The organism is Syntrophorhabdaceae bacterium, assembly GCA_036504895.1.
Lineage (GTDB): Bacteria > Desulfobacterota > Syntrophorhabdia > Syntrophorhabdales > Syntrophorhabdaceae > PNOM01.
Map to the genome: position 1 here is coordinate 1 of DASXUJ010000111.1, position 21,427 is coordinate 21,427.

The 21,427-nt window shown below is 55.2% G+C and carries 20 protein-coding genes; 9 read left to right on the forward strand and 11 right to left on the reverse strand.

The annotated features are described in order from the left end of the window. The 5 genes from VGJ94_15915 to VGJ94_15935 form a co-directional block, all read left to right on the forward strand. On the forward strand, positions 1–1,362 hold a 1,362-nt coding region (locus tag VGJ94_15915), incomplete at its 5' end, for an adenine deaminase C-terminal domain-containing protein (GenBank protein HEY3278103.1). Between the two features lie 51 nt (positions 1,363–1,413). Then, positions 1,414–1,908 (forward strand): PEGA domain-containing protein, encoded by a 495-nt coding sequence (locus VGJ94_15920; protein HEY3278104.1) that lies wholly within the window; start codon positions 1,414–1,416, stop codon positions 1,906–1,908. Between the two features lie 586 nt (positions 1,909–2,494). Then, entirely contained in the window at positions 2,495–3,706 is a 1,212-nt protein-coding gene (locus VGJ94_15925) for a hypothetical protein (protein HEY3278105.1), read from the forward strand. A gap of 190 nt (positions 3,707–3,896) precedes the next feature. Further along, the gene (locus VGJ94_15930; protein HEY3278106.1) at positions 3,897–4,160 is read left to right on the forward strand and encodes a GlsB/YeaQ/YmgE family stress response membrane protein; all 264 of its coding nucleotides are present in this window, start codon (positions 3,897–3,899) and stop codon (positions 4,158–4,160) included. A 115-nt stretch (positions 4,161–4,275) separates the two neighbouring features. Continuing rightward, the gene (locus VGJ94_15935) at positions 4,276–5,274 is read left to right on the forward strand and encodes a DUF4126 domain-containing protein (protein HEY3278107.1); all 999 of its coding nucleotides are present in this window, start codon (positions 4,276–4,278) and stop codon (positions 5,272–5,274) included. Between the two features lie 241 nt (positions 5,275–5,515). Here VGJ94_15935 and VGJ94_15940 read toward each other — a convergent pair whose 3' ends face one another. The 5 genes from VGJ94_15940 to VGJ94_15960 all read right to left on the reverse strand — a co-directional run bounded on the left by VGJ94_15940 (position 5,516) and on the right by VGJ94_15960 (position 8,438). Beyond that, positions 5,516–5,812 carry a hypothetical protein gene (locus tag VGJ94_15940; protein ID HEY3278108.1) on the reverse strand — a complete coding sequence of 99 codons (297 nt, stop codon included), beginning with the start codon at positions 5,810–5,812 and terminating at the stop codon, positions 5,516–5,518. Between the two features lie 69 nt (positions 5,813–5,881). Then, positions 5,882–6,583: a helix-hairpin-helix domain-containing protein gene (locus tag VGJ94_15945; protein HEY3278109.1), complete on the reverse strand. Its 702-nt coding sequence runs from the start codon at positions 6,581–6,583 to the stop codon at positions 5,882–5,884. Between the two features lie 297 nt (positions 6,584–6,880). Continuing rightward, the gene (locus tag VGJ94_15950; GenBank protein HEY3278110.1) at positions 6,881–7,231 is read right to left on the reverse strand and encodes a hypothetical protein; all 351 of its coding nucleotides are present in this window, start codon (positions 7,229–7,231) and stop codon (positions 6,881–6,883) included. 3 nt (positions 7,232–7,234) lie between these two features. After that, positions 7,235–7,477 (reverse strand): hypothetical protein, encoded by a 243-nt coding sequence (locus VGJ94_15955; GenBank protein ID HEY3278111.1) that lies wholly within the window; start codon positions 7,475–7,477, stop codon positions 7,235–7,237. Positions 7,478–8,060: 583 nt separating this feature from the next. Then, entirely contained in the window at positions 8,061–8,438 is a 378-nt protein-coding gene (locus tag VGJ94_15960; protein HEY3278112.1) for a response regulator, read from the reverse strand. Between the two features lie 678 nt (positions 8,439–9,116). Between VGJ94_15960 and VGJ94_15965 the strand changes: the two genes are divergently transcribed. Then, a complete protein-coding gene (locus VGJ94_15965) occupies positions 9,117–10,310 on the forward strand; it encodes a heparan-alpha-glucosaminide N-acetyltransferase domain-containing protein (protein ID HEY3278113.1) in 1,194 nt (397 codons plus the stop codon). Here VGJ94_15965 and plsY read toward each other — a convergent pair. Continuing rightward, positions 10,285–10,890 carry a glycerol-3-phosphate 1-O-acyltransferase PlsY gene (gene plsY, locus VGJ94_15970; protein HEY3278114.1) on the reverse strand — a complete coding sequence of 202 codons (606 nt, stop codon included), beginning with the start codon at positions 10,888–10,890 and terminating at the stop codon, positions 10,285–10,287. The two genes, VGJ94_15965 and plsY, sit on opposite strands and share 26 nt — an antisense overlap. Before the next feature lie 162 nt (positions 10,891–11,052). Between plsY and VGJ94_15975 the strand changes: the two genes are divergently transcribed. Continuing rightward, a complete protein-coding gene (locus VGJ94_15975; protein ID HEY3278115.1) occupies positions 11,053–11,733 on the forward strand; it encodes a nitroreductase family protein in 681 nt (226 codons plus the stop codon). Between the two features lie 26 nt (positions 11,734–11,759). Here the strand turns inward: VGJ94_15975 and cydB are convergent, their stop codons facing one another. The 3 genes from cydB to VGJ94_15990 all read right to left on the reverse strand — a co-directional run bounded on the left by cydB (position 11,760) and on the right by VGJ94_15990 (position 17,473). Then, positions 11,760–12,755, reverse strand: coding sequence for a cytochrome d ubiquinol oxidase subunit II (gene cydB, locus VGJ94_15980; GenBank protein HEY3278116.1), 996 nt, complete (start codon positions 12,753–12,755; stop codon positions 11,760–11,762). Positions 12,756–12,761: 6 nt separating this feature from the next. Then, a complete protein-coding gene (locus tag VGJ94_15985) occupies positions 12,762–14,162 on the reverse strand; it encodes a cytochrome ubiquinol oxidase subunit I (protein ID HEY3278117.1) in 1,401 nt (466 codons plus the stop codon). A gap of 137 nt (positions 14,163–14,299) precedes the next feature. Further along, a complete protein-coding gene (locus VGJ94_15990; protein HEY3278118.1) occupies positions 14,300–17,473 on the reverse strand; it encodes a PAS domain S-box protein in 3,174 nt (1,057 codons plus the stop codon). A 365-nt stretch (positions 17,474–17,838) separates the two neighbouring features. Between VGJ94_15990 and VGJ94_15995 the strand changes: the two genes are divergently transcribed. Both VGJ94_15995 and queC read left to right on the forward strand, forming a co-directional pair. Next, positions 17,839–18,552 carry a queuosine precursor transporter gene (locus VGJ94_15995; GenBank protein HEY3278119.1) on the forward strand — a complete coding sequence of 238 codons (714 nt, stop codon included), beginning with the start codon at positions 17,839–17,841 and terminating at the stop codon, positions 18,550–18,552. 14 nt (positions 18,553–18,566) lie between these two features. After that, complete coding sequence (queC, locus tag VGJ94_16000; GenBank protein ID HEY3278120.1) at positions 18,567–19,259, forward strand: 7-cyano-7-deazaguanine synthase QueC; 693 nt, start codon at positions 18,567–18,569, stop codon at positions 19,257–19,259. Positions 19,260–19,509: 250 nt separating this feature from the next. Here queC and VGJ94_16005 read toward each other — a convergent pair whose 3' ends face one another. Then, entirely contained in the window at positions 19,510–21,090 is a 1,581-nt protein-coding gene (locus VGJ94_16005; GenBank protein ID HEY3278121.1) for a sodium:solute symporter family protein, read from the reverse strand. 7 nt (positions 21,091–21,097) lie between these two features. After that, positions 21,098–21,280 carry a hypothetical protein gene (locus VGJ94_16010; GenBank protein ID HEY3278122.1) on the reverse strand — a complete coding sequence of 61 codons (183 nt, stop codon included), beginning with the start codon at positions 21,278–21,280 and terminating at the stop codon, positions 21,098–21,100. Between the last annotated feature and the right edge of the window lie 147 nt (positions 21,281–21,427).

The following is a 21,427-nucleotide window of genomic DNA, read 5'->3' on the forward strand; positions in this document are numbered from 1 at the left end:
ACGAAAGGCTATCCCCTCAAGTGCTTTTTCGTCGCGCCGCCTTTGACTCCTCCTTTTCCTAAAATGGAGGGAGCGATAGGCATTTCGTTCAAGGATTTCTCCCGTCTTTTAAAACGGGATGATTTTTTGGGTATCGGCGAAGCGTACTGGACACGGGTAGTGGAAGGGGACGACAGGGTCCTCGCGCAAGCGGCCCTGGCCATATCGCTCGGGAAGAATATCGACGGCCATTCCGCCGGCGCCCGGGGCAAGAAGCTCATCGAATACCTGGTTACCGGGGTCACGTCTTGCCATGAATCAATCCAGATGGACGAGGTAATGGAGAAACTCCGGTTCGGCGTCTACAATATGGTAAGAGAAGGCTTCGTCCGCCAGGAGCTGCCCGAGCTTTACAAGATCAAGGACCTTCCGGTGGATATGCGAAGAATAATACTCACCTCAGATTTCTTCGATGCCGTGATGCTCACCGAAGAGGGGTACCTCGATTCGATCGCCCGAAAAGCGATAGGCTATGGATTTTCCCCTATAGAGACAATCAAGACCATGACTATCAATCCTGCCGATTATCTCGGTTTGCGACACGTGGGGGCCATTGCGCCGCTGCGTCACGCGGATATCCTCTTCCTCACCGACCTCGAGAAAATTTCGATAGACCGGGTTATGGCCATGGGTGAGGTGGTGGTGGAAAAAGGAGAATTCATCGGCAAGGCCCCCGAGCACCTTTTCCCTGCCCTCGTAATGAACACGATCAAAACCAGCAAGGTCACAGCGGACGACTTTCGCGTAAAGGCGCGCTCAAAGGACAATACCATCCGGGTGATCCAGGTGGCAAACCCCACCATCACGAGGGAAGTGACCCATCAACCGGAGGTAAGAAACGGGTTTATACAGAAAGACCTGAGAGAAGATATCATCCCAACCGCGGTGATCAACAGGACCAAGCCAAAGCAAATGGGAAAAGGCTTTATCAAAGGCACGGGCATTACGGACGGGGCCGTGGCCACCAGTATTATTTGGGATTCATGTAATATTTTTACCATAGGCAGCGACGAAGAGGACCTGAAGGCCGCGGTAAACCGTCTTATCGAGCTACAGGGAGGAATCGTGATCTCGAAGCACGGCAAAATTATCTTTGAGTTTCCCATGCCCGCCTTCGGCCTCATGCCCCTCATAAGCCTCAAGGAGATTGCGGCGAAAACAAGAGAGCTCCAGGGGAAACTCGAAGAGATCGGCGCCCGCCTGGAAAAACCTTTCCTCACGATCCAGACGATCCCCTTCACGGGCCTGCCGTTCCTAAGGATCACGGACAAGGGTCTGGCGGATATCAAGAGCAGGAAGCTGGTTTCCATATTTGTGAAGTGAGGCGGCCGAGGGAATGCAGGTTCTTTGCCCATGCATGATAGAGGAATTCCCATGATTGCCCGAAACCTTATCCTTCTCCTGTTTTGTGCGGCCCTGGCTGTAGGCTGCGGGACCTCGATCCTCAGGCAGGACATCCCGGTTACGACCAATCCCATGGGAGCGAAGATTTACGCAAACGGCAAGGACATGGGGAAAACTCCCGCCACCGTCTCCCTGGAGAGGACCCGAGAGCATGTCATCACCATCGTCAAGGAAGGATACCGGCAGGAGGACGTGGCAATCCGAAAACAATACCAGTCCGATAAGGTCTTCATGAAAGCCCTCCAGACAGGGTTCAACACCCAGATAGTCTCCAAAGACAACCACATGGCCGTAAACAGCGGATTCAACTCCGTCACCCAGCAGGAGCAGACAGGCGAAGCCTACACCCTGGTCCCGCCCGTAATAAAAATCACCCTCACCCCCAATTCAGCCCCGCCGGCTGTGAACTCCGGGTCCGAGCGAACCTCGCAAATTCTTCCTCCGGAACCTTCACCGCCCGAATGAGACGGGGAGCTACCCTAATCTCAAGTGCGCCTGCCTAAATGACAACTTCACAAGGAGTCCATCACGGTTACCAAAAGTTCGGTGGACTTTGAAGCCGATGCTCACCCGCTCTGTGGGGGAGGTGAGGATATTCGGCCGTTTGTTCGGCGGCAGCACCGGCCTGATAATATCTTTGGCAGGTCACTTTATTTATGGGACTGCACAACCCCGAAGAATAAAGAAAATCAAGCCAACCAGGCATAATCGATAAGCGACTCTCACGGTAATGCCTCCTAATCTCTGGGTGGCTGAAGACGCGCTCTATTTATCGATTATCATTCAAAACCTTGGATGTCCGGAGAAATTCTCACAACTCGGCTTCAGAAGACGTTACGGGAAGGTCCTACAAACCCGATAAGCCAAACCTCGTCTTCTACAGCAAATAGCCCTATTAAATTATTTAGCCGATCTGAAGTTGGCCAGTAAAAACTTCACGCAAGCGGTAACAGGAAATATCCTTTATCGTAGAAATAATCCCTCAGATAATGTAGATTTCATGCTGCACCTCAATATACAACATTGCCTCACCCGAGGGAGGAGTCGAATCATGAAAGCATGGTCCCGAACTATTCCAGCCGTAATCGCGTGCCTGTTGCTGGCGCCTTTGTGTGCATGGTCAGGTGAAACAGACATCAATAATGTAACCAACACGGTTCGCGAAGTCGAACAGTACAACTTCTCCATCCATATCCTGGCCATGCTGCTCGTCGGCTTCGGGTTTCTCATGGTCTTTGTCAGGAAATATGGGTATAGTGCGACTACCGGCACATTCCTCGTGGTGGCCTCGGCCATGCCGGTCTACCTTCTTGTCCGTTCTCTCGGTGTAATCTCCGCCGAAGCCATGCCTGCGACCAGCATTGCCGTCCTCCTTTTGGCCGAATTTGCTGCCGCGTCCGCCCTCATCGCAATGGGCGCCGTTCTTGGGCGTCTCCGGGTCTATCAGTACGCCCTCGTCGGCATTTTTGCCGTTTTGGCCTACATGGTCAATGAATGGCTGGTTCTTGACGGAGGGTTAGGGATTACGAAGGGTTTCGTGGACGCCGCGGGCTCCATAGTGATTCACGCCTTCGGCGCCTATTTCGGAATCGGGCTGACCGTTGCGCTTACCCGTAAGGCAAGCGTGGGAACGGCCATTGAGAGTGATGAAACATCGGACAGGTTTTCCATGCTGGGCTCCATGGTATTATGGATCTTCTGGCCAAGCTTCTGCAGCGCCGTGGTTCCCCACGGACAAATGCCGCTCACCGTTATTAACACGATCATGTCATTGTGCGGCGCTACCCTGATTACGTACCTCGCGAGTGTCCTCCTACGGAAAGGAAAGGTCTCGATTGCCGACATGGCCAACGCTGCGCTGGCAGGAGGAGTGGCCATAGGCGCTATGTGCAACCGTGTCTCCCCAGCCGGCGCCTTCGGCATCGGTCTTTTGGCCGGGGCCATTTGCGTGATAGGCTACGTCGTGATACAGCCGAGGGTGCAATCCCTGTTCAGGATCGTGGATACGTGCGGCGTTCATAATCTGCACGGCATGCCGGGCATCCTTGGAGGCGTCGTCGCCGTATTCGTAATTCCCGGGGTTGCAACGGCACAGCTTGCCGGGATCGTCTTTACCGTATTATTTGCCCTCATTGCCGGGATAGGCTCGGGTTATCTTATCAAGGCCACGGGTTCGAAGATCGCCGAATATGAAGATGCCGATGAGTTTGACGGGATGGAGGCGGATGAGGAAGAGGTCAAAAGATTGCATCTTGCTAAGTAAACGGGTGCGGCTGCGTTTTTTTGAGTGAAGCCCAATGGGACCCGGGAAGGTGCAGGGAGAGTTAGTCATTTAGTAATGCCCATCCTCTTTGTTTCACCGGTAATTTCTCTTGACTGGCAGCGGGAGAGACCTATATTGTCTTCAGCATGTAATTGACCCACTAAACTTCACGCCGGAACAGGAGGGACGAATGCATATTCTGTGGACTATCATTATCGGCTTTCTCGCAGGTGTTGTTGCCAAGTTCCTAATTCCCGGGAAAGATCCGGGTGGATTTATCATCACTACCATCATCGGGATTGTCGGCGCAATCCTCGCAACATATTTGGGACAGGCCATGGGGTGGTACGACGCCGGTCAGAAGGCCGGGTTCATCGGCGCCATCATCGGCGCCATCATACTTCTCCTTCTGTACAGGTTATTCAGACGTTTTTTCGGGACAAGGCAGGCCTGACCGCATTGGCTGAAGGGGATCGCGTGGGCGGGAAAAGAGCAGCTCCCGTCAGCCGCCCGGCCCTGGTATGGGAATAATTCCGCATGGGTAACCGCGTACACGCAGAGCGTGAGTGATGGAAACCATCGCTCTCCTCGGTTCTTTAACAGGTCTCGGTCTGATGGCCGGACTGAGCTTGTACGCGACCATCCTCACCGTGGGCCTGGGCGTTCGCTTCGGCCTTGTCCACCTTGACCCCGGCCTGCAACATCTCGCGGTGCTTGCCGGCACACCCGTTCTCGTGGCAGCAGGCATCGTATATCTCTTCGAATTCTTTGCCGATAAGATTCCCTGGCTGGACAGCATTTGGGATTCCGTTCACACCTTTATCAGGCCCTTTGGGGCCGCCGTGTTGGGGGTCACCGCCATCGGTTCGGTCGATACCGTGACGCAGGTGCTGTCCGTTATCTTGTGCGGAGGTGCAGCCTTGGCTTCTCACTCGGCAAAAGCGGGAACCCGCATAATGGTCAATCACTCGCCGGAGCCCGTCTCGAACGTGAGCCTGAGCCTCTTTGAGGATGGGCTGACATTCCTGGGAACATGGTTTTCCCTGAAGCATCCCCAACTAATGCTTATAATCGCAGGGGTTTTTATGGTAATTATCCTGGCTATCTCGCCACGTATTTTTCGGCTGCTGAAGGTCGAGCTTCTGGCTTTTCACGCAATGATTGACAAATACCTGTCGGGCTCCGGCCGCCTGCCGGCCGGGGAACCGATGCCCGACGGGTACGAACAATACCTTCGGAAGCGATTCGATCCGTCGGCATTTCCAAAGGCGGTTAGGTGCGTCGCATCGAGGGGAGTGGGTGGGTTGCGCCACTCCGTAGGTTATCTCTGCCTTGGCGGGGAAGGGCTATTCTTTCTGACGCGGCGATGGTTTCATTTTTCCCTATGGCAAATGAAGGGCAATTCCATAACAGACCTCAGGCGCACCAAGGGTCTGCTCCTCGATCTCATTTCTTTTTCGGATGGGGAAGGTCCGAGGAGCTTCTACTTTTTCAAGAACCGTTCCGACCGGGGCATGCAGGCCCTTGTGATGATGCAGGATCAGTCCCCGACAAAAGACGTTACTTGACTCGCAGTGTTTCACGGGACACCGCTCTACTACGGGGTATTGGACCTCATGGCGGGGGGAACCGAAGGGGACCACCGGTCGGCTTCGACGACCGCTCTCAAGGAATCAGATTGCGGGGCGATCTGATTCAGGGTGTCCGTCAATATGGCTATCTGCGTAAAAAGCTGGTGCCGCCGCAATGCTCATGGCGGCTCCCGCGGGCAACAAGGGCCGCCATGGTTAACGAAAATAGCTGCTCAGGTCACTTCTTTGCCGGAACAGGCGCCGGCCCTGCCTTCTTGCCTGTGTCCTTGGCCTCAATGGTCGCTGCCTTCATGGTATACTCGATAGTCACCTTGGATCCGACTTTAAGGTCTCCCGTCACCTTGGTGGCAGCATCTTTTGCAATTTCCCATTTCTCCTTGCCCTTCTGCACGGTAATAGTGTCATCTTTCATTTCCAGGACCGGTCCCGTAACCTGATAGGTCTTCGGACCTGCGGCAAAGACCAGCGAAGAAAATAGAATTATTGCGCTCACGACGATCAGAAAACTTTTCATAGAAGCACCCTCCTCTTGATTTAGATTACGCAGTCTTTCGGACTGCCCCACGGGCCGCCTCAGCCCCCGTTAATCCACGCTGATCAAATCCTTGATCTTATCGAAGGTTTTCTCCTTTATCCCCTTGACCCGCATAACATCCTCCGCCTTCTTGTAGGGGCGCCCATCGATAATCGCCTGTGCTTTCACCGGCCCGATTTCAGGGAGGGCTTCCAGCTGCTCCTTTGTCGCGCTATTGATGCTCACCTTCTCGCCGGGAGCCGGCTTCGCAGCAGCCGGAGCAGCAGTTCTTGCCGGGCTCTTCGCTGCCGGCGCCGCGGGGGTCGACGCTGCCGGAGCAGGGATTTCCTTCGCAGGCGGAGTCCCGACCGGCGTTCCTTTGGCCTTCTCCTTCACCGGGACCGGTGACACGGTCGGCTTCGGCGGGGCCGTCGGTTTGGCCTCCACAGCAGGTTTTGCCCGTGCCGGGGCAGCGCCGACCCTCACATAAGGTTTGATGGATTCAATGGTCTTCTCTGGGATACCCGCCTTCTTGAGATCCTCTATCGACCGGTAGGGACGGCCGGCAATGATCTTTTTTGCCGTAGCAGGACCAACGCCCTTAATGGATTCGAGCTCCTTTTCTGAGGCGGTATTCAGGTCCATCACCGTCGTCTTCTGGGGCTGACCGTAGCTCGGGGAGCCCCCCAAAATAAGGGACAATCCTAAAAGGCTTGCCGCAACGAGGAACAAATAAGCTCTAAAGTATTCCGTCTCGGTTTTGGTTGGCATTTCATACCTCCAGTCTCTTGTGGTAAAAATGGTTTTGGAATCACGTCTTCAGTTCAGGCGAGGCATAAGCATGTCTTCAACGATTAGTATGCCCACAGTCATGTCATCCACTTTCCCCTTCATGGGAATCGAACCCTTTAACATCATAGGCCTTTCCTCCCGTGAGATGCATAATACTTGTATAAGAACTAAATTTTGATTGGTCAAGAACCGTACCACGGGGGCTAATGATTTAGTATCAACGGTATAGCGTGATCCCCGGGTGAGATGGGAATAGAGACTAAATGATGAACGAATTTACTTGATGACGAGCTTTGAAGCGTAACAGCACTTTACAAGGTCCTCATATACCCCGGGGTCGACATTGACGCATCCGCCGGTTACCTTATTGCGACGCTTCGCGTCCGGACTCTTCAGCCGAGCGAGTCTTTGTTGACCACGTACATCGATCACCCGATGAATGCAATAGAGATAGTTCTTTGTTTCCATGAATGAGAGGATGTCCCCTCCGTAGCCCGGGTCCGGCGTGGTGTAGTGGGTTAGTTGAAACTCACCGCGGGGAGTGTCAACACCCACCAGCACAGGATGACACGTCCCCGCGAAGCAGATTAATGCCGCTGCGATATCGACGATCACCTCAGGGAACACGGATCAGCCCTTCTTTTTCTTTGCAGGAGCCGGGGCCGGAACCGACGGAGGCAGTACTTCTTTCTTGATCTCCCGTGGAGGCGGAACAGGTATTTCCGTCTTCGTCTCAGGGGGAACCACTTTCGCCATCGGCGGCGGGGGTGAAGCTGTTTCACTCCTCGGAGCCAGAATAGGATATGCGCAACCGCTCAGTGAAAGCCCGATAATAGTGACCAGGATTACGAACCAGAACGATCTTCTTTTCATACTGCAGTCTTCCTTATGATTAGCCTTGCTTGGTAACTCGCCCTCATCCCGGCAAGCTCTCGGGAAGGACTGTTTAGACAATCTCTCCCCTACACAGCAATATCTCAAATAGACAGGATATTGTCAAATCAAAAGATCACCCTCAATGGGAATATAAAATGCTGATGAGTTAGACGGGATGGAGGCGGACGAGGTCAAAAAGATTGCATCTTGCTTAATAAACGGGTACGAACGCGTAGTGAGTGAAGGAAAACCAATTGGGGATAGCGGATAAGTCGGACAAAACCGGCTAAACATATCCCTTGCCCCTACAAAATCCAGGAGCGAGGCTTTGAGGCCTATCAAAGAATGCCGCTCGAAAAGTGCACAGGCATCGTATTCAGCAAAATGTATTACTTGGGCCAATTCAAGAAAGGTGCTTAAAGACGCGACATCAGGCTTTTTGCGTGCTTCTTGGAAATACACGACCGCTATTAATGATGGTGGTTCAATCTTGTTGGCGGCACTCGGAACTGGTTTCAGAAACGATGAGACGCGTCCACGCGTCGTAGATTAAGGCAGTGGCGCAGGTCTGATCCGGAGGTCATCCGACATCTTGAGCCTGCCCTATGAGCGATTCGACCGCGTGGATAAACTCCTTTCGTGTTATCGGTTTTTGAAGCACTATTTTAATGTTGCTCGACAAGTCGTCAGCATCTGGCGGGACCGCGTCCCCTGTGAAGAGGATAATCGGGATGCCCACCGCCGCCTTCATCAACTCCTCACCCAGTTGTACCCCCGTCATACATGGCATGGTAAGATCTGTGATGACAAGGGCTACTTCCTCGCGGTTACCGGTAATGAAATCGAAGGCTTCTTTTGGATCACTGAAAGATTTTTCTCCATAGCCAGCCCTTCTCAGAAATTGCTCAAGATACTCCTCCACGAGTTTGTCATCGTCTATGACCACAAGATATTTCACAGGTCACCTCTCAAGACAATATAAGCATAAATGTTCAATACGGCGTGCGTATAAAACATTTGTTTTTTCCGCACCATTTTGATGCCGCGCAAAGGCCTGATTTTTAAATTATATTCACAAACAGTATTTGATGTGGTTTTTCACCCGCCAAACAAACCGTCCCTTTTTCATGAGGACGGGCGTCTAAGCGCGCCGTGCTCCCGTGAACAGACCATTTCAGGGATAGGGGTTAATTCCGCAGGGCGCAGTACATTATTACCACATGGCATGTTGATATCGTGAAAAATAGGCAAAAACTCTAGTTCGGGAAAACATCAGTACCACGGCGTTATTTTTTCCATCACTACCCCTGAACATCCATAACACCGAGGCCGCCCTCTCTCACCTTACAAACGTTTCACTACCTGCCGATATGTCCTATTAATTGGAAAATTCATAGGATATATCGGCTGCCTGTGGGCGCTGAAAAATGGGGATGGTTCAGACGTGCCGTCAGGTGAGCATTAGAGTGCGGAGCCGTATACATATACGGCGTAGTACCTAAGCGGAAGCTGGCGGTGCGTATGGGCCATCCCCCCTTTTCCAGCGCCCGTCCACGCGTACAAAGCCCCACCCGTTCTCATATTCCCACACACACTTTAAAATCACCCCCAACCATGCCTAGATTGAAATAAGCCCATGACCGACAACTCTCCCGCTCCCTCCTCATCTCGCTCTACTCAGGCACCCTCCCGGTTTGGGGCGCTTGATGCCCAGCGGGGGCTCATCATCATTCTTATGGCGGTCGATCATGCCTCCATGTTCGTCGCCCGGGCACATTCCGTGGAGTTCTGGGGCACCCCTTTGCCCTCTTACCCCGACGCCTTCTGGTTCCTCACCCGCTGGCTCACCCACATGTGCGCTCCGGGCTTCTTCTTCCTTATGGGGATGGGCATGGTCATGTTCGCCGGCTCCCGCCGCCGCGCCGGGTGGAGCGAGGGCAGGATCTTCGGCTTTTTCGCCGCCCGTGGCCTCCTCTTGATCGCCCTTCAGCTTCTCGTCGAAAATCCTGCATGGATGGCAGGCAGCCTTTTCGCCGCCCCAGGCGCAATGGTGATGAGGGGAGGCCCCATACCGGGCGGAGGGACGGGCGGGGCCGTCTACCTCGGGGTACTCTTTGCTCTCGGCTCTGCCATGATATTCTGGGCCTTCATGATACGGCTGCCCTCATGGCTTATCGGCGTAATCAGCCTCGCGGCCGTGGCTTTGACCGAGATTGTCGTGCCCGGACCAGGCGAGGTGAATACGCTCTACCCTCCCCTTCTCAGGGTGCTCCTCATTCCCGGGCATACTGACCCGGTGGTGGTCTTCTATCCGATCATCCCGTGGCTTGCCCCGTGCGGGCTGGGCCTTATCTTCGGGAGGGCCGTGCTCCGCGACACTCCGACTGCCAGGCGGTGGGCCTTGTGGACCGGCATCGTCCTCGCTATCATTTTTCTTTTGCTCCGCATTCACGGAGGATTCGGCAATCTGAATGAGGTCCCGCCGGGCTGGATGGGCTTCCTGAACGTGGTGAAATATCCGCCGAGCCTCTCCTTCCTGGCCCTTGCGCTCGCGATCAACCTCCTTCTCATGGCTTCGTGGAGAAAGATCGAGCCTTTTTTTCAGAATCGGCGCCACCCCCTGCTCGTCTTCGGCAGGGCTCCTCTCTTCTTTTATCTCCTTCACCTCTGGCTATACGCCCTGCTCGGCGTGTTCTTTCCCCGGGGAAACGGACTCCCCGCTCTCTATGCGATCTGGCTCCTGGGGCTTGCGGTCCTCTACCCCCTGTGTCTCCTTTACGTTGAATTTAAAGCGAAAAAACCCGTTAGTTCCCTGTGGCGATTTTTTTAGATGAGCCCAGCTTATGCTCCGTCCCGGCCGCGAGTCTCCTGATGTTTCCCCGGTGTTTGACCACGATCATCACGGTCACGACAATGGAGAGGTAAAGGTACATAGCGGGGGCCTTGAGGGCTATCAGGAGGAAAGGCATGGCCACGGTGCCCGCGATGGAACCCGCGGAGACATACCTCCATTTGAGAAGGACGATGAGAAAGACAATGAAACTTCCGAGAATTGCGAGAGGGTTCAGTGCGAGATAGACGCCCAGGGCAGTGGCAACGCCCTTGCCGCCCTTGAAGCCGAGAAAGAGAGGAAAGAGGTGTCCCAGGAATGCGGCCAGACCGACGGCGGCAATAATATATTCGGGCAATCCGTAGTGTATGGCGCAAAAGGTGGGGATATAGCCTTTCAGGGCGTCCCCGATAAGGGTGATGATGCCGAGCGCCTTTCCTGCGGTCCTCATCACATTGGTGGCACCGATGTTCCCGCTCCCCACCGAGCGTGGGTCCTTTCCCTTCATCTTCGAAAGTATCACACCCACGGGTATGGAGCCGATCAGATATGCGGCGATGATGAAGAGAAGGGAGCGCATATGGTTAAGAATAGGGGAAAGGAGGAGGGATTGTCAACGAATTTACGTCCCATAGTCTGTAATTCCCCCCTTCGCTTGCAATTCTCCCTTCCTTGTCGCAAAATAAAGGAAAAACCATACCAGGAGCCTATTTCAAGCCACCGGCCCCGCGAAAGGAGATATATGACAAAATTACCTTGGAAATACGGTACCAGTTTACTGACAGTCATTTCTGTAACGGCATTGATCTTTCTCGCGGGGATTGCCCTCGCTGCCGACGCCCAGGCTCCGGCAGCACCGTCCATGCCTTTGAATTCTCCTGAGGCGAAGACCCCTCTGCCCGCACCGTCGGGCATGGATACTCTCTCTGCCATTTTCACGCGGCGGAGCATCCGCAAGTACACCGCCGCTCCCGTTTCCGATGAGACGGTCAAAATCCTCCTTCGTGCCGCCATGGCCGCCCCCTCCGCGAGAAACGAGCAATCATGGGAGTTTGTGGTGATCAGGGACAGGAACACTTTAAAGGAGCTTCCTAATATCAGCCCCTTTGCCGCACACGTCCCCTCTGCCCAGGTGGCGATTCTCGTGGTGGGGAACAGGAAACTGGAGGCCGTGCCCGGTCTCTGGGTCCCGGACTGCTCGAACGCGACGATGAATATCCTTCTTGCCGCCCATTCCATGGGACTCGGCGCGGTCTGGACGACCTTATATCCTTACGAAGAGAGAATGGCGGGCATGAGGAAACTGGTCCTTCTGCCCGACCATGTCGTGCCCCTCGCCATCATTCCCCTGGGATACCCGGCAGAGAAGAAGCACCGGGAGGACAGGTTCAAGCCGGAAAAGATCCACTACGAGAAGTGGTAAGGTGGGAACGGCGCGGCGACCCTTATTTATTCGTAGGAGCGCCCTGCGCCTACTTTGCCCCGAAATACCGCATAGCTGTAGACCACGTAGCCGATCACCACGGGCAGGACTATTGCCGCGCCCCAGAGGGTAAAACGGAGCGTCTCCGGTTGGGCCGCCGCCTCGGTAAAGGTGAGGGTCGGCGGGATCGCGTAGGGGTAGAGAGAAGTGATAAGGCCCAGGTAGCCCGAGAGGAAAAGGCCGAAGGCGCATAACAGGGGCGCCGGCTCGCGCCGCTCGTGGAGGGCTTTCAGGAGCAGGTACGCGGATATCAGCCCCAGGAGCGGAAAAGACCAGACGAAATGGATCCTGGGGGCGGAAAACCAATGCTGCCATACCAGGGGATAATGATAGGGCGTCCACACGGTCACCACCGCCATAAAAAAGAGCACAAGCAAGGTCGAGGGCAGGGCATAGCGGTAGCCGAGCTCCTGTACCTCCCCTTCGGTCTTGAGGATAAGATAGCATGAGGCGAGCATCACATATCCCGGTATGAGGGAGAAGCCGACAAGGAGGGAAAAGGTATTGAGCCAGTCCATGGCCCCGCCCGAAAAAACATCCTGTGAGATTGAAATACCTGAAAGGATCCCGCCCAGCATGAAGCCCTGGGAGAGGACCGCGACAAGGCTCCCGAAGAAGAACGCCCTGTCCCATGCACCTTTTTTCTTTGCATTCGTCCTGAATTCAAAGGTCACGCCCCGGAAGATGAGTCCCATCACGAAGGCCATAAGGGGAATGTAGAGGGCGCTCGAAAGTATCGCGTAGACGGAGGGGAAGGCCGCGAAAATGGCCGCTGCCCCGAAGACGAGCCACGTTTGGTTCGTATCCCACACAGGGGCGATGCTCTCGGTCATGATTGCCCGCTTCTTGGGGTCGGCGGCGAGGGGAAAGAGGAGCGCCATTCCGAGGCTGATACCGTCGAGGATAATGTAGAGGATCATGGCAAGGCCGATAATCCCGGCCCAAAGGTGGATCAGAACCATTCTCCTTTACCCCTCCTCTCCCGGCGATGAAGAAGATCCAAAAGATCTCATGCCCGCGGGTCTCTCGACGTGGGGGATAGGGCCCGTCAGGTCCGGTCCTCCCTTGAGCATGGTGAAGATATAGTAAAAGTAGCTGCTCCCGACGACGATAAAGATTACGATGAAGAGGGCGAGCGACCAGATTGCGCTTGCCGCCGGAATAGGAGAAAGGCCGTCCGGGGTCCTGACCAGGTTATAGACCAGCCAGGGCTGCCGTCCCACCTCGGTCGTGACCCATCCCGTCTCCGTGGCAAGCCATCCCAGGGGCTGAATGAATATAAGGGCCCGGAGAAATAACCTATTTTCGAATAGATTGCCCCTCAGCCGCAGTATGCCCGCCCAGACCATGACGAATAAGAAGACAAAACCGATACCCGCCATAACCCGGAAATTCCAGAAGAGGACCAATGAATTAGGACGGTCGCCTCGGGGAAACTCCTTGAGACCCTGCACCCTGCCTTCGAGAGTGTGGGTGATGAGCATGCTCAACCCATCCGGCACCGATATCTGGGCAAAATTCGTCTCCCTTTCCATGTCGGGAATGGCAAAGAGATGAAGAGGCGCGCCTCCCCGGATATTCGTCTCCCAGTGAGCCTCGATGGCTGCGAGCTTGGCCGGCTGGCTGGAAGCGACCGCACGGCCGTTCACGTCCCCGAGAAAGACCTGAAGGGGGGCGAAGAGGGCCGCCATAATGAGCGCCATGCCCATGGAGCGACGGGAGAAGGGGACGTAGCTTCCTCTGAGCAGGAAAAAGGCGCTGATTCCGGCAACGGCGAAGACGGAGGTTTCGAAGGAGGCGATCAGCATATGGCTGAAGGTGATGGGGAAGGAAGGGTTGAAAATCGCTTCCCAAAAGTTGGTTACCATGAACTTCCCGTTCGACATGGTGAACCCGCTCGGCGTCTGCATCCAAGAATTGCCCGCCAGAATCCAGAAGGCGGAAAGGATCGAGCCCGCCGACACCATGCACGTGGCGAGAAAATGGACCCCCGGACGCACCCGCTTCCATCCGAAGAGCATAATGCTCAAGAAGCCTGCCTCGAGGAAAAAGGCGACCATCACTTCGTAATAAAGGAGGGGAGAAAACACATTGGCCGTGATGGTCGCGAACCGTGACCAGTTGGTGCCGAACTGAAATTCCATCACGATACCCGAGACCACGCCTACGCCGAAATTGATGGCGAAGATCCTGGCCCAGAAGCGATACATGCGGTAATAGATCTCTTCTTTTGTCGCGAGCCAGAACGCCTCCACAACCACGAGATAGAATCCAAGGCCGATGGTGAGCGTCGGAAAGAGCATATGAAACATGATAGTGAGGGCAAATTGCAACCGCGAAAGAAAAAGAGGCTCTGTCAGGATGTCCATTCTTCAGCCCCCCAATCGGCCTCGAGAGCCACGCACCCGGTTCCGCAGGGATGATGGAAAGAGACGAAAGGGCGCCATACCCACACAATAGTTCGCCGCCCCGCTCATGTCAATAAAAAAGGCAGGCGCTCCCGCGGTTATATCTCCGGATTGAAAAGGATTTTGAATTCGGTGCCTTTACTATTCATGAGCTCGATGGCGCCGTCAAGCTGCTCTACCAGGGTCACGACAAGCTGCATCCCCATAGAAGCCGTATTCCTGAAATCGATCCCTTCGGGGAAGCCGATCCCTGAATCCGTAATGGTAAGGGCCATCCGGCCGTCTTCCCTTGCCAGAGCGATGGAGATTACCCCCTCCCTGGCGCCACGAAAGGCGTGCTTGAGGGCATTGGAAAGGAGCTCGTTCATGATAAGGCCCAGCGGTATGGCAACATCTATATTGAACCACACGGGGTCTACGTCCATATTGAGTGTTATCGCCTTTCCCATGGAATAGGTACTGACGAGGTCGTGGGCGAGGTCTCCCACATATCCCGGGAAATAGATGCGCGAGAGGGCTTCGGACCGGTAAAGTCTGTCGTGGATGAGGGCCATGGTCTTGATGCGGTCCATGCTCATCCTCAGGGCGTTGCGGGCCTGCGGGTCATTGAGATGGTGGGCCTGAAGGTTAAGGAGACTCGACATCACCTGAAGGTTGTTCTTGACCCGGTGGTGGATCTCTTTCAGGAGGATCTCCTTTTCCTTGAGGGAAGCCTTGACCGTCTCCTCTTCGACCTTACGGGACGTGATGTCCCATAAAATACCGTAAATATTGAGAGGCTTTCCGGTATCGTCACAAAACGGCTGTCCCCGCGCCGCAAGATAATGAACGGTTCCATCGGGCCAGACCACACGATAATCGGATTCATAGGGCTCGCTCTGCTCCACGGTCGCGGCCATTGCCGATTTTACCCTTTCCCGGTCATCAGGGTGGATGGTACAAAAGAAATCCTCTGCAACGCCCGTGAATACGGTTGGGTCGATCCCCATGAGACGGCACGTCTGCTCGTCGAAATCTCGCTGGTTTTGTGCCCCATCCCAGCTCCATGCCCCCATGCGGGCCGACCGGAGCGCGAGGTCGAGGCGCGCCTTATGCTCGTAAAGCCCATCCTCGGCGAGTTTCCGGGCGGTAATATCTTCAACGAAGCCTTCTATAATCTGTTCCCCTTTATCATTGCGGGCAGGCCATGCGTGAAGGTTGCCTATAAAGGTGCTCCCGTCTTTTCGTCTGTAAAGGTTTTCGACCTGGACCGGCCCCTCGGCCCGTTCTATCATTTCCATAATGGGCGGCCGGGCGGCCGGGTCCGCATAAAGGTCCCGGGCGGCGTCCGATACGAGGGCAATCAGTTCTTCGGGCGAGGAATAGCCGAACATGCGGGCATGGGCAGGATTGTTGGCAATGATCTTCCCTTCCCGTGTGGACTGAAATACTCCAAGAACGGCGTCGTCGAAGAGGCGACGATATTTTTCCTCGCTTTGGCGAAGGGCTTCCTGGATTCTCTTCTGCTCGCTCACGTTGCGGATGGTGCCGACAAAGGCCTTGACGGAGCCGTCTTCGGCTTTTATCGCCGCGGCGGTGACAAGGGTATCCATGATCGTCCCGTCCTTTTGCTTCAGCCGAAGGGGGTGTTCCTTCACATGCCCTTTTTCCTGGATAAGGCGATGCAGCGGTGCGCGCTCTTCCGGGTTTTCATAGAAACCCGCGACTGGCGCCTCGAGGAATTCATTTCTGCTCTCATATCCGAAAAGTTCCAGGGCCGCATCATTACAATCGATCCATTGCCCGTAAGGACGGGAGATGAAGACACAGTCACGGGAGGTGGTGAAGAATTCCCGGTATTTTTCTTCGCTCTCCTGAAGCGTCCTCTCCAGCGTCCTCTCCCTGGTCTGGTCCCTGAATACCAGCACCACGCCCATGATCACACCACGCTCGTCACGGATCGGGGCGCCGCTGTCCGCAATGGGCCGCTCCGCGCCATCACGTGCAATGAGAAGGGTATGATTTGCGAGCCCCACTACCCGGCCTTCTCTCAGCACGCGCTCAACCGGGTTCTCCACAACTCTTCGGCTCTTCTCGTTGATAATGCGGAATACTTCCTCGAGGGGTTTCCCCTGGGCATCTGCCTCGTTTTGACCGGTAAGCTCCTCTGCCACGAGGTTCATGTGTCTTATAAGACCGAGGGCATCGGTGGTGATAACCCCGTCACCGATGCTGTAAAGGGTAGTTCGGAACAGCTCCTGGGACTCGCGCTCGGTCCGCTCGAGATGGTACAATGACCGATAGAGGCCCGCCTGGCGGTGACGGAAGATATAGGCGGTCACCGCCGCTGCACAGCCAATGAGGAGGAGGACCGTACACGTGATGACCCCGGCTCGAAAGCGGGCCTCGGCGAGAATCTCGTGAGCGTTCACCTTCGCCACCATAAACCAGGGTGATTCGGTAATGGGGCGCAAATCGGCAAGCACTTGCTTCCCCCGGTAATCCTTCCCGAGGTACATGCCTTGCTTTCCTAAAACCGCCTGCACCGCGGGCATATCGGTTCCGGTGAGGGGCAGGCGCAATCTGAGCGCGGTTCCGGACATGTGACGAAGGGTGTTCAGGAAAAGGACATCGCTCCCGTCCCGGCCCACGAGAAGGGTTTCTGCGGTTCGACTGGGGGTTGGCCAGGATTCGATAAGAGGGTAGAGAAAAGTCGCCGCGTCAGTCCGAAAAGCCAGAACTGCAATGGCCTTGCCGTCAGCGCCTTTTATGGCCCCTATGGGATCCATATAGATTTTGCCGTTTTTGGCTCGGTAGAGGTCGCTTAAGACCGGGACCCCGGAACGCACGCTTTGCCGTATCGCAAGGGTCTCCTCAGGCTCGACGGGTTCCGGCTGCTCGCTTGTGGAGAATATAATGCGTCGGCCGTCCGGTGCAACGAGAAGGACATCCGCATACACGGCATGCTCCAGATACGCCCTGAGTTGCAGCCGTAGCTTCTCTTTCAGCCGTCCATTGCCGGAATTTCGACAAAAGATATTCACCGCTTCGGTGAGAAACGGACTTTGCAGGTCCCTCGAGATATCGGCAAGCCGATCCTTCCTCCATTCCCCTATCTGGGAACCCTTAAGTGCCGAGATGATTTTCAGCTCGTGATATTTTTCCAGTCTGATACGATCCGCCTCTGTGCGATAGAAGAAGAATCCTCCTACGATAAGGAGCAGGGACAGGAGGACAAAAAAACCTACCCAATATCGCCGTTGGTCCAGGAGCGATGCCTTTTGTTCTTCCATAAGACTCCTTTATGTCCCATGCTGAAAAGAGGGCCACACCACGCACGCCCCCGTTGTTCGTCTGCCCTTACCCGGGAGAAGATCGGGAGCTCGACAAAAAAAACGTTCACACCACGACGTGTGGTCTGAACGCCTTGTTCAAACACCGTAACCTCACCACTTCCCTTACGATATGAGGCTTATATAGTATCATTTCTATCTATTTTTGTAAAACCTGGACGCGGGGGCGGCCATTAGACCCACCCGGGGTCAGCCGGCCCGTCTTCGCCAGTCACCTGACCAGACACGGTGTTCTCTTCGTCTGCACCACCCCGGTTTAAAATCCTGTCCAAACCTGCTATATTATATCTTTATCCGGAGGAGATATGGGCGAGACCCGACAGGAAAAACAAGCACCCGGCGGCCCCCAGGGCTATTCTTTATGGTTCATACTCGTGGTCGCCGTCTTTTTGACCTGTCTTATCGCCTCCAACATAATCGCCGCCAAACTGATCTTTGTCTTCGGCCTACCTCTCACCGCGGCTATCGTGATCTTCCCCTTGAGCTATGTCTTCGGGGACGTGCTCACGGAAGTGTATGGGTATAGAACGGCGCGCCGGGTGATCTGGCTTGGATTCCTTTGTAATCTTATAGTAGTGGTGGCCATATGGATCGGGCAGGTCCTGCCTGCCGCGCCTTTCTGGGACGGTCAGGCGGCGTACGAGAGAATCCTGGGCTATACCCCCCGCATCCTCGGGGCCTCTTTTATCGCCTATCTCGTGGGGGAGTTTGCCAACTCCCTCATCCTTGCAAAAATGAAGATCGCCACCCGCGGGCGCTGGCTGTGGACCCGGACCATCGGCTCCACCGTGGTGGGGGAGGGCCTCGATTCCCTCGTCTTCATGACCCTTGCCTTTGTGGGACACATGCCCGCTTCGGCCCTGGCCTCCGCCATATTGGCCCAATGGCTTGTAAAATCCGCCTATGAAGCGGCGGTTACCCCCTTGACGTACAAGGTGGTGAGATTTCTGAAGGAAAAGGAAGGGGTGGACGCCTACGATTACGATACCCGCTTCAATCCCTTCCTCGTAGCCGACTGAATAGAGGTATTCTCATGCACACGCCTGATATCGCGCAAAACTGCCTGGTAGTCCTGAGCGGCGGTCAGGATTCGACCACCTGCCTCTACTGGGCCAAAGAACACTTCACCCATATCCACGCAGTCACCTTCGATTACGGGCAGCGCCATAGAAGGGAGATCGATGCGGCGGAAGCCATCGCACGTCTTGCCGGAGTAAAGGAGTTCGAGGTCATCGATATGAAAGGACTCATGGAGAGCACGAGCCCTCTTATCGATACCGGGCGCCCGGTGGAACATTATGAGAGTGCGGAAGAGCTCCCCGGCGGCATCGAAGATACCTTTATCCCCTGCCGTAATATCCTTTTTCTGACGGTTGCGGCAAACCGCGCCTTCGTGAGGGGAATCGAAGACCTCGTGATCGGGGTATCCGCCGTCGACTACGGCGGGTATCCGGATTGCAGACCCGAGTTTATCCGTCTCATGGAAGAGACCCTGCGCCAGGGTCTCGAGGGGAAAATCACAATCCATGCCCCTCTCATCTCCATGAGCAAGAAAGAGACGGTCCTCCTCGCCCTCTCCCTGCCCGGATGCATGGAGGCTCTCGGCTTGAGCCACACCTGCTACGAGGGGATGTCTCCCCCCTGCGGCAAGTGCCACGCCTGTCTCCTCAGAAAAAAAGGGTTCGAGGAAGCAGGGGTGAAAGACCCTATTTTAATGGGCAGATAGACCGCACATACTCCAACTCTAAGTGCTGTTGAATGGGACTCACGTCGCCCCCTCTCTCAGCAAAGCTGAGCGAGCCTCCCCCCGCCTAAGGCGCCTACTGTTGGTCGCGCTCGCTGTGCGAGCTACATCACGCGATTCAATTGGGAAGGCCCCCATTATGCAGATTCCCTCTATCAAGATGATTTCGAGGCGGCAAGAAGGAACATACTGGAGGCGTACTCAAAGAGAACGCTTTGAGTTAGAGTTGGACCTAGATGTGCCGGAAAGCGGCGCGTATCGTCTCTTCCTTTACCGGGCGGGTGGAAAGGGATACCGCCACAAAGACGATCATTGCGATAGGAAGGGCGATAACCTGGGGATCGATCATGGACCATGGAAGTCCGGCGAGCGTCTCTTTTCCGAAAAAAGCCCTGCTCAGGCCCAGCCACTTCGCCTCGTTTTCATGAAAAAAAACCATCCATATAAGAGATGAGCAGAAGCCGCTCACGATGCTCGCCTTGGCGGCCGCCTTGGTGCCCCTCTTCCAATAAAGGGCGAAGAGATAGGCGGGGATAAAGGTGGAGCCCGAAAGGCTGAAGAAGAGCGCGGTTGCCATGGCGACGCTGCCTTCAGGGAGGATGAGCCCGAGAATCAGGGTGGCAAAGATGCTGAAGACAATGCCGATCCTCGTGACGATGGTGGTCTCCGCCACCGATTTTCCTTTCAGAAGGGCCTGCTCGAAAATATCCCTCGAGAGGCACGTGCCGAGGGTGTGGAACTGGCTGCTGTTTGCGCTCATGGCCGCGGCCATGAGGGTGACGAGAAAGAGGGCGACGAACCAGGGGGGATAGAAGCGCTCGATAAAAAGAGGGATGATCTTGTCTACATTCCCCTGCACTTCCTGGATGGCCAGGCCGAGGTAATTATTGTAGAAGCTCACGTTCGTGAGGGCCCCGACCATGAAGGCAATGCCCGTCGAAAGAAGAATGAAGAAGGCGGTAAAGGGGATCGCCCGGTTAAGCTCCCGGTCGCTTTTCAATGTCATGAACCGTATGTTGAGCTGGGGCTGGCCTATCACCCCTACGCCCACGCCCATGATCATGGTGGTGACGACGTACCACCACAGCGGCGACCCCCATGCGGGCATGGCCGTGAAACCCCTGTGGCCTGATTCGATGAGGGCTGCCGGCACCAGCGGGGCAAGGCTCGTGAGCGACCGGTGGGCGTCGATGATTCCCCCTGCAGCCGCATAAGTCGTGATTCCGATGGCCATCATCATGGCGATCATGATGAGTCCCTGGAATGCCGAGGTATAGAGGACCCCTTTCAAGCCGCCCCATATCACGTAACATGCGGTAATGAGGAGAAATACCAGATAGGCGGTGGCGAAGGGCACATTGAGGTAGACCTCGACGAATCGGGCGATGCCGGTAAGGATGGCAGCCGAATAGAGGGGCATGAATATGAGGATCACGAGGGCCGAGAAGCCCTGGACGAAGCGCGAATCGTACCTTCTCCCCAGGAGCTCGGGGAAGGTGTGGGCGTCCAAAGATTTGCTCATCTTTCTCGTCCTCTTCCCGAAGACCACGAAGGCAACAAATACGCCTACCATTATATTGAGAAAGGCGAGCCACATCATGCTGAAGCCGTAGAGGGCGCTTATCCCGCCGAAACCGATGATCGCCGAGGTGGAGATATAGGTGGAGCCGTAGGAAAGAGCCATGGTCACGGGATGGACACTCCTTCCCGCAAGGAGGTAATCGGATACGGTGGTGGTCCTCCGGTACCCCACATACCCCAAATAGATGGTCACCACGAGATAGAGGATGATGAAGGTGATAAGGTAGGCCACGGGCGCCTTAAGGGAGCTTTTCGATCAAGTCGATTTCTTCACGCTCCCAGCGGATCTCCTCGCGGTAATCCCCGTCCTTCTCCTCCGTGCCCTTGTGCCGGCAGACGATGCCGTAGACAAGGCAAAAAAGCACGGAGCCCAAGGTAGCGCAGTATCCCAAAACAACCCATATATCCGCAAAACCGAGCATAATCTATGAGTACACTCTATTTTCTTGCGCGGTCAATGTCAATTAAAAAGGTAATGAGGGCATAAGGACATACTGCTTGCAATGGTACTAGCCCAATGTGAAGCCGGTTGGGAGACCACGGGGCCGGGAGGGCTCCATACTCCCCGC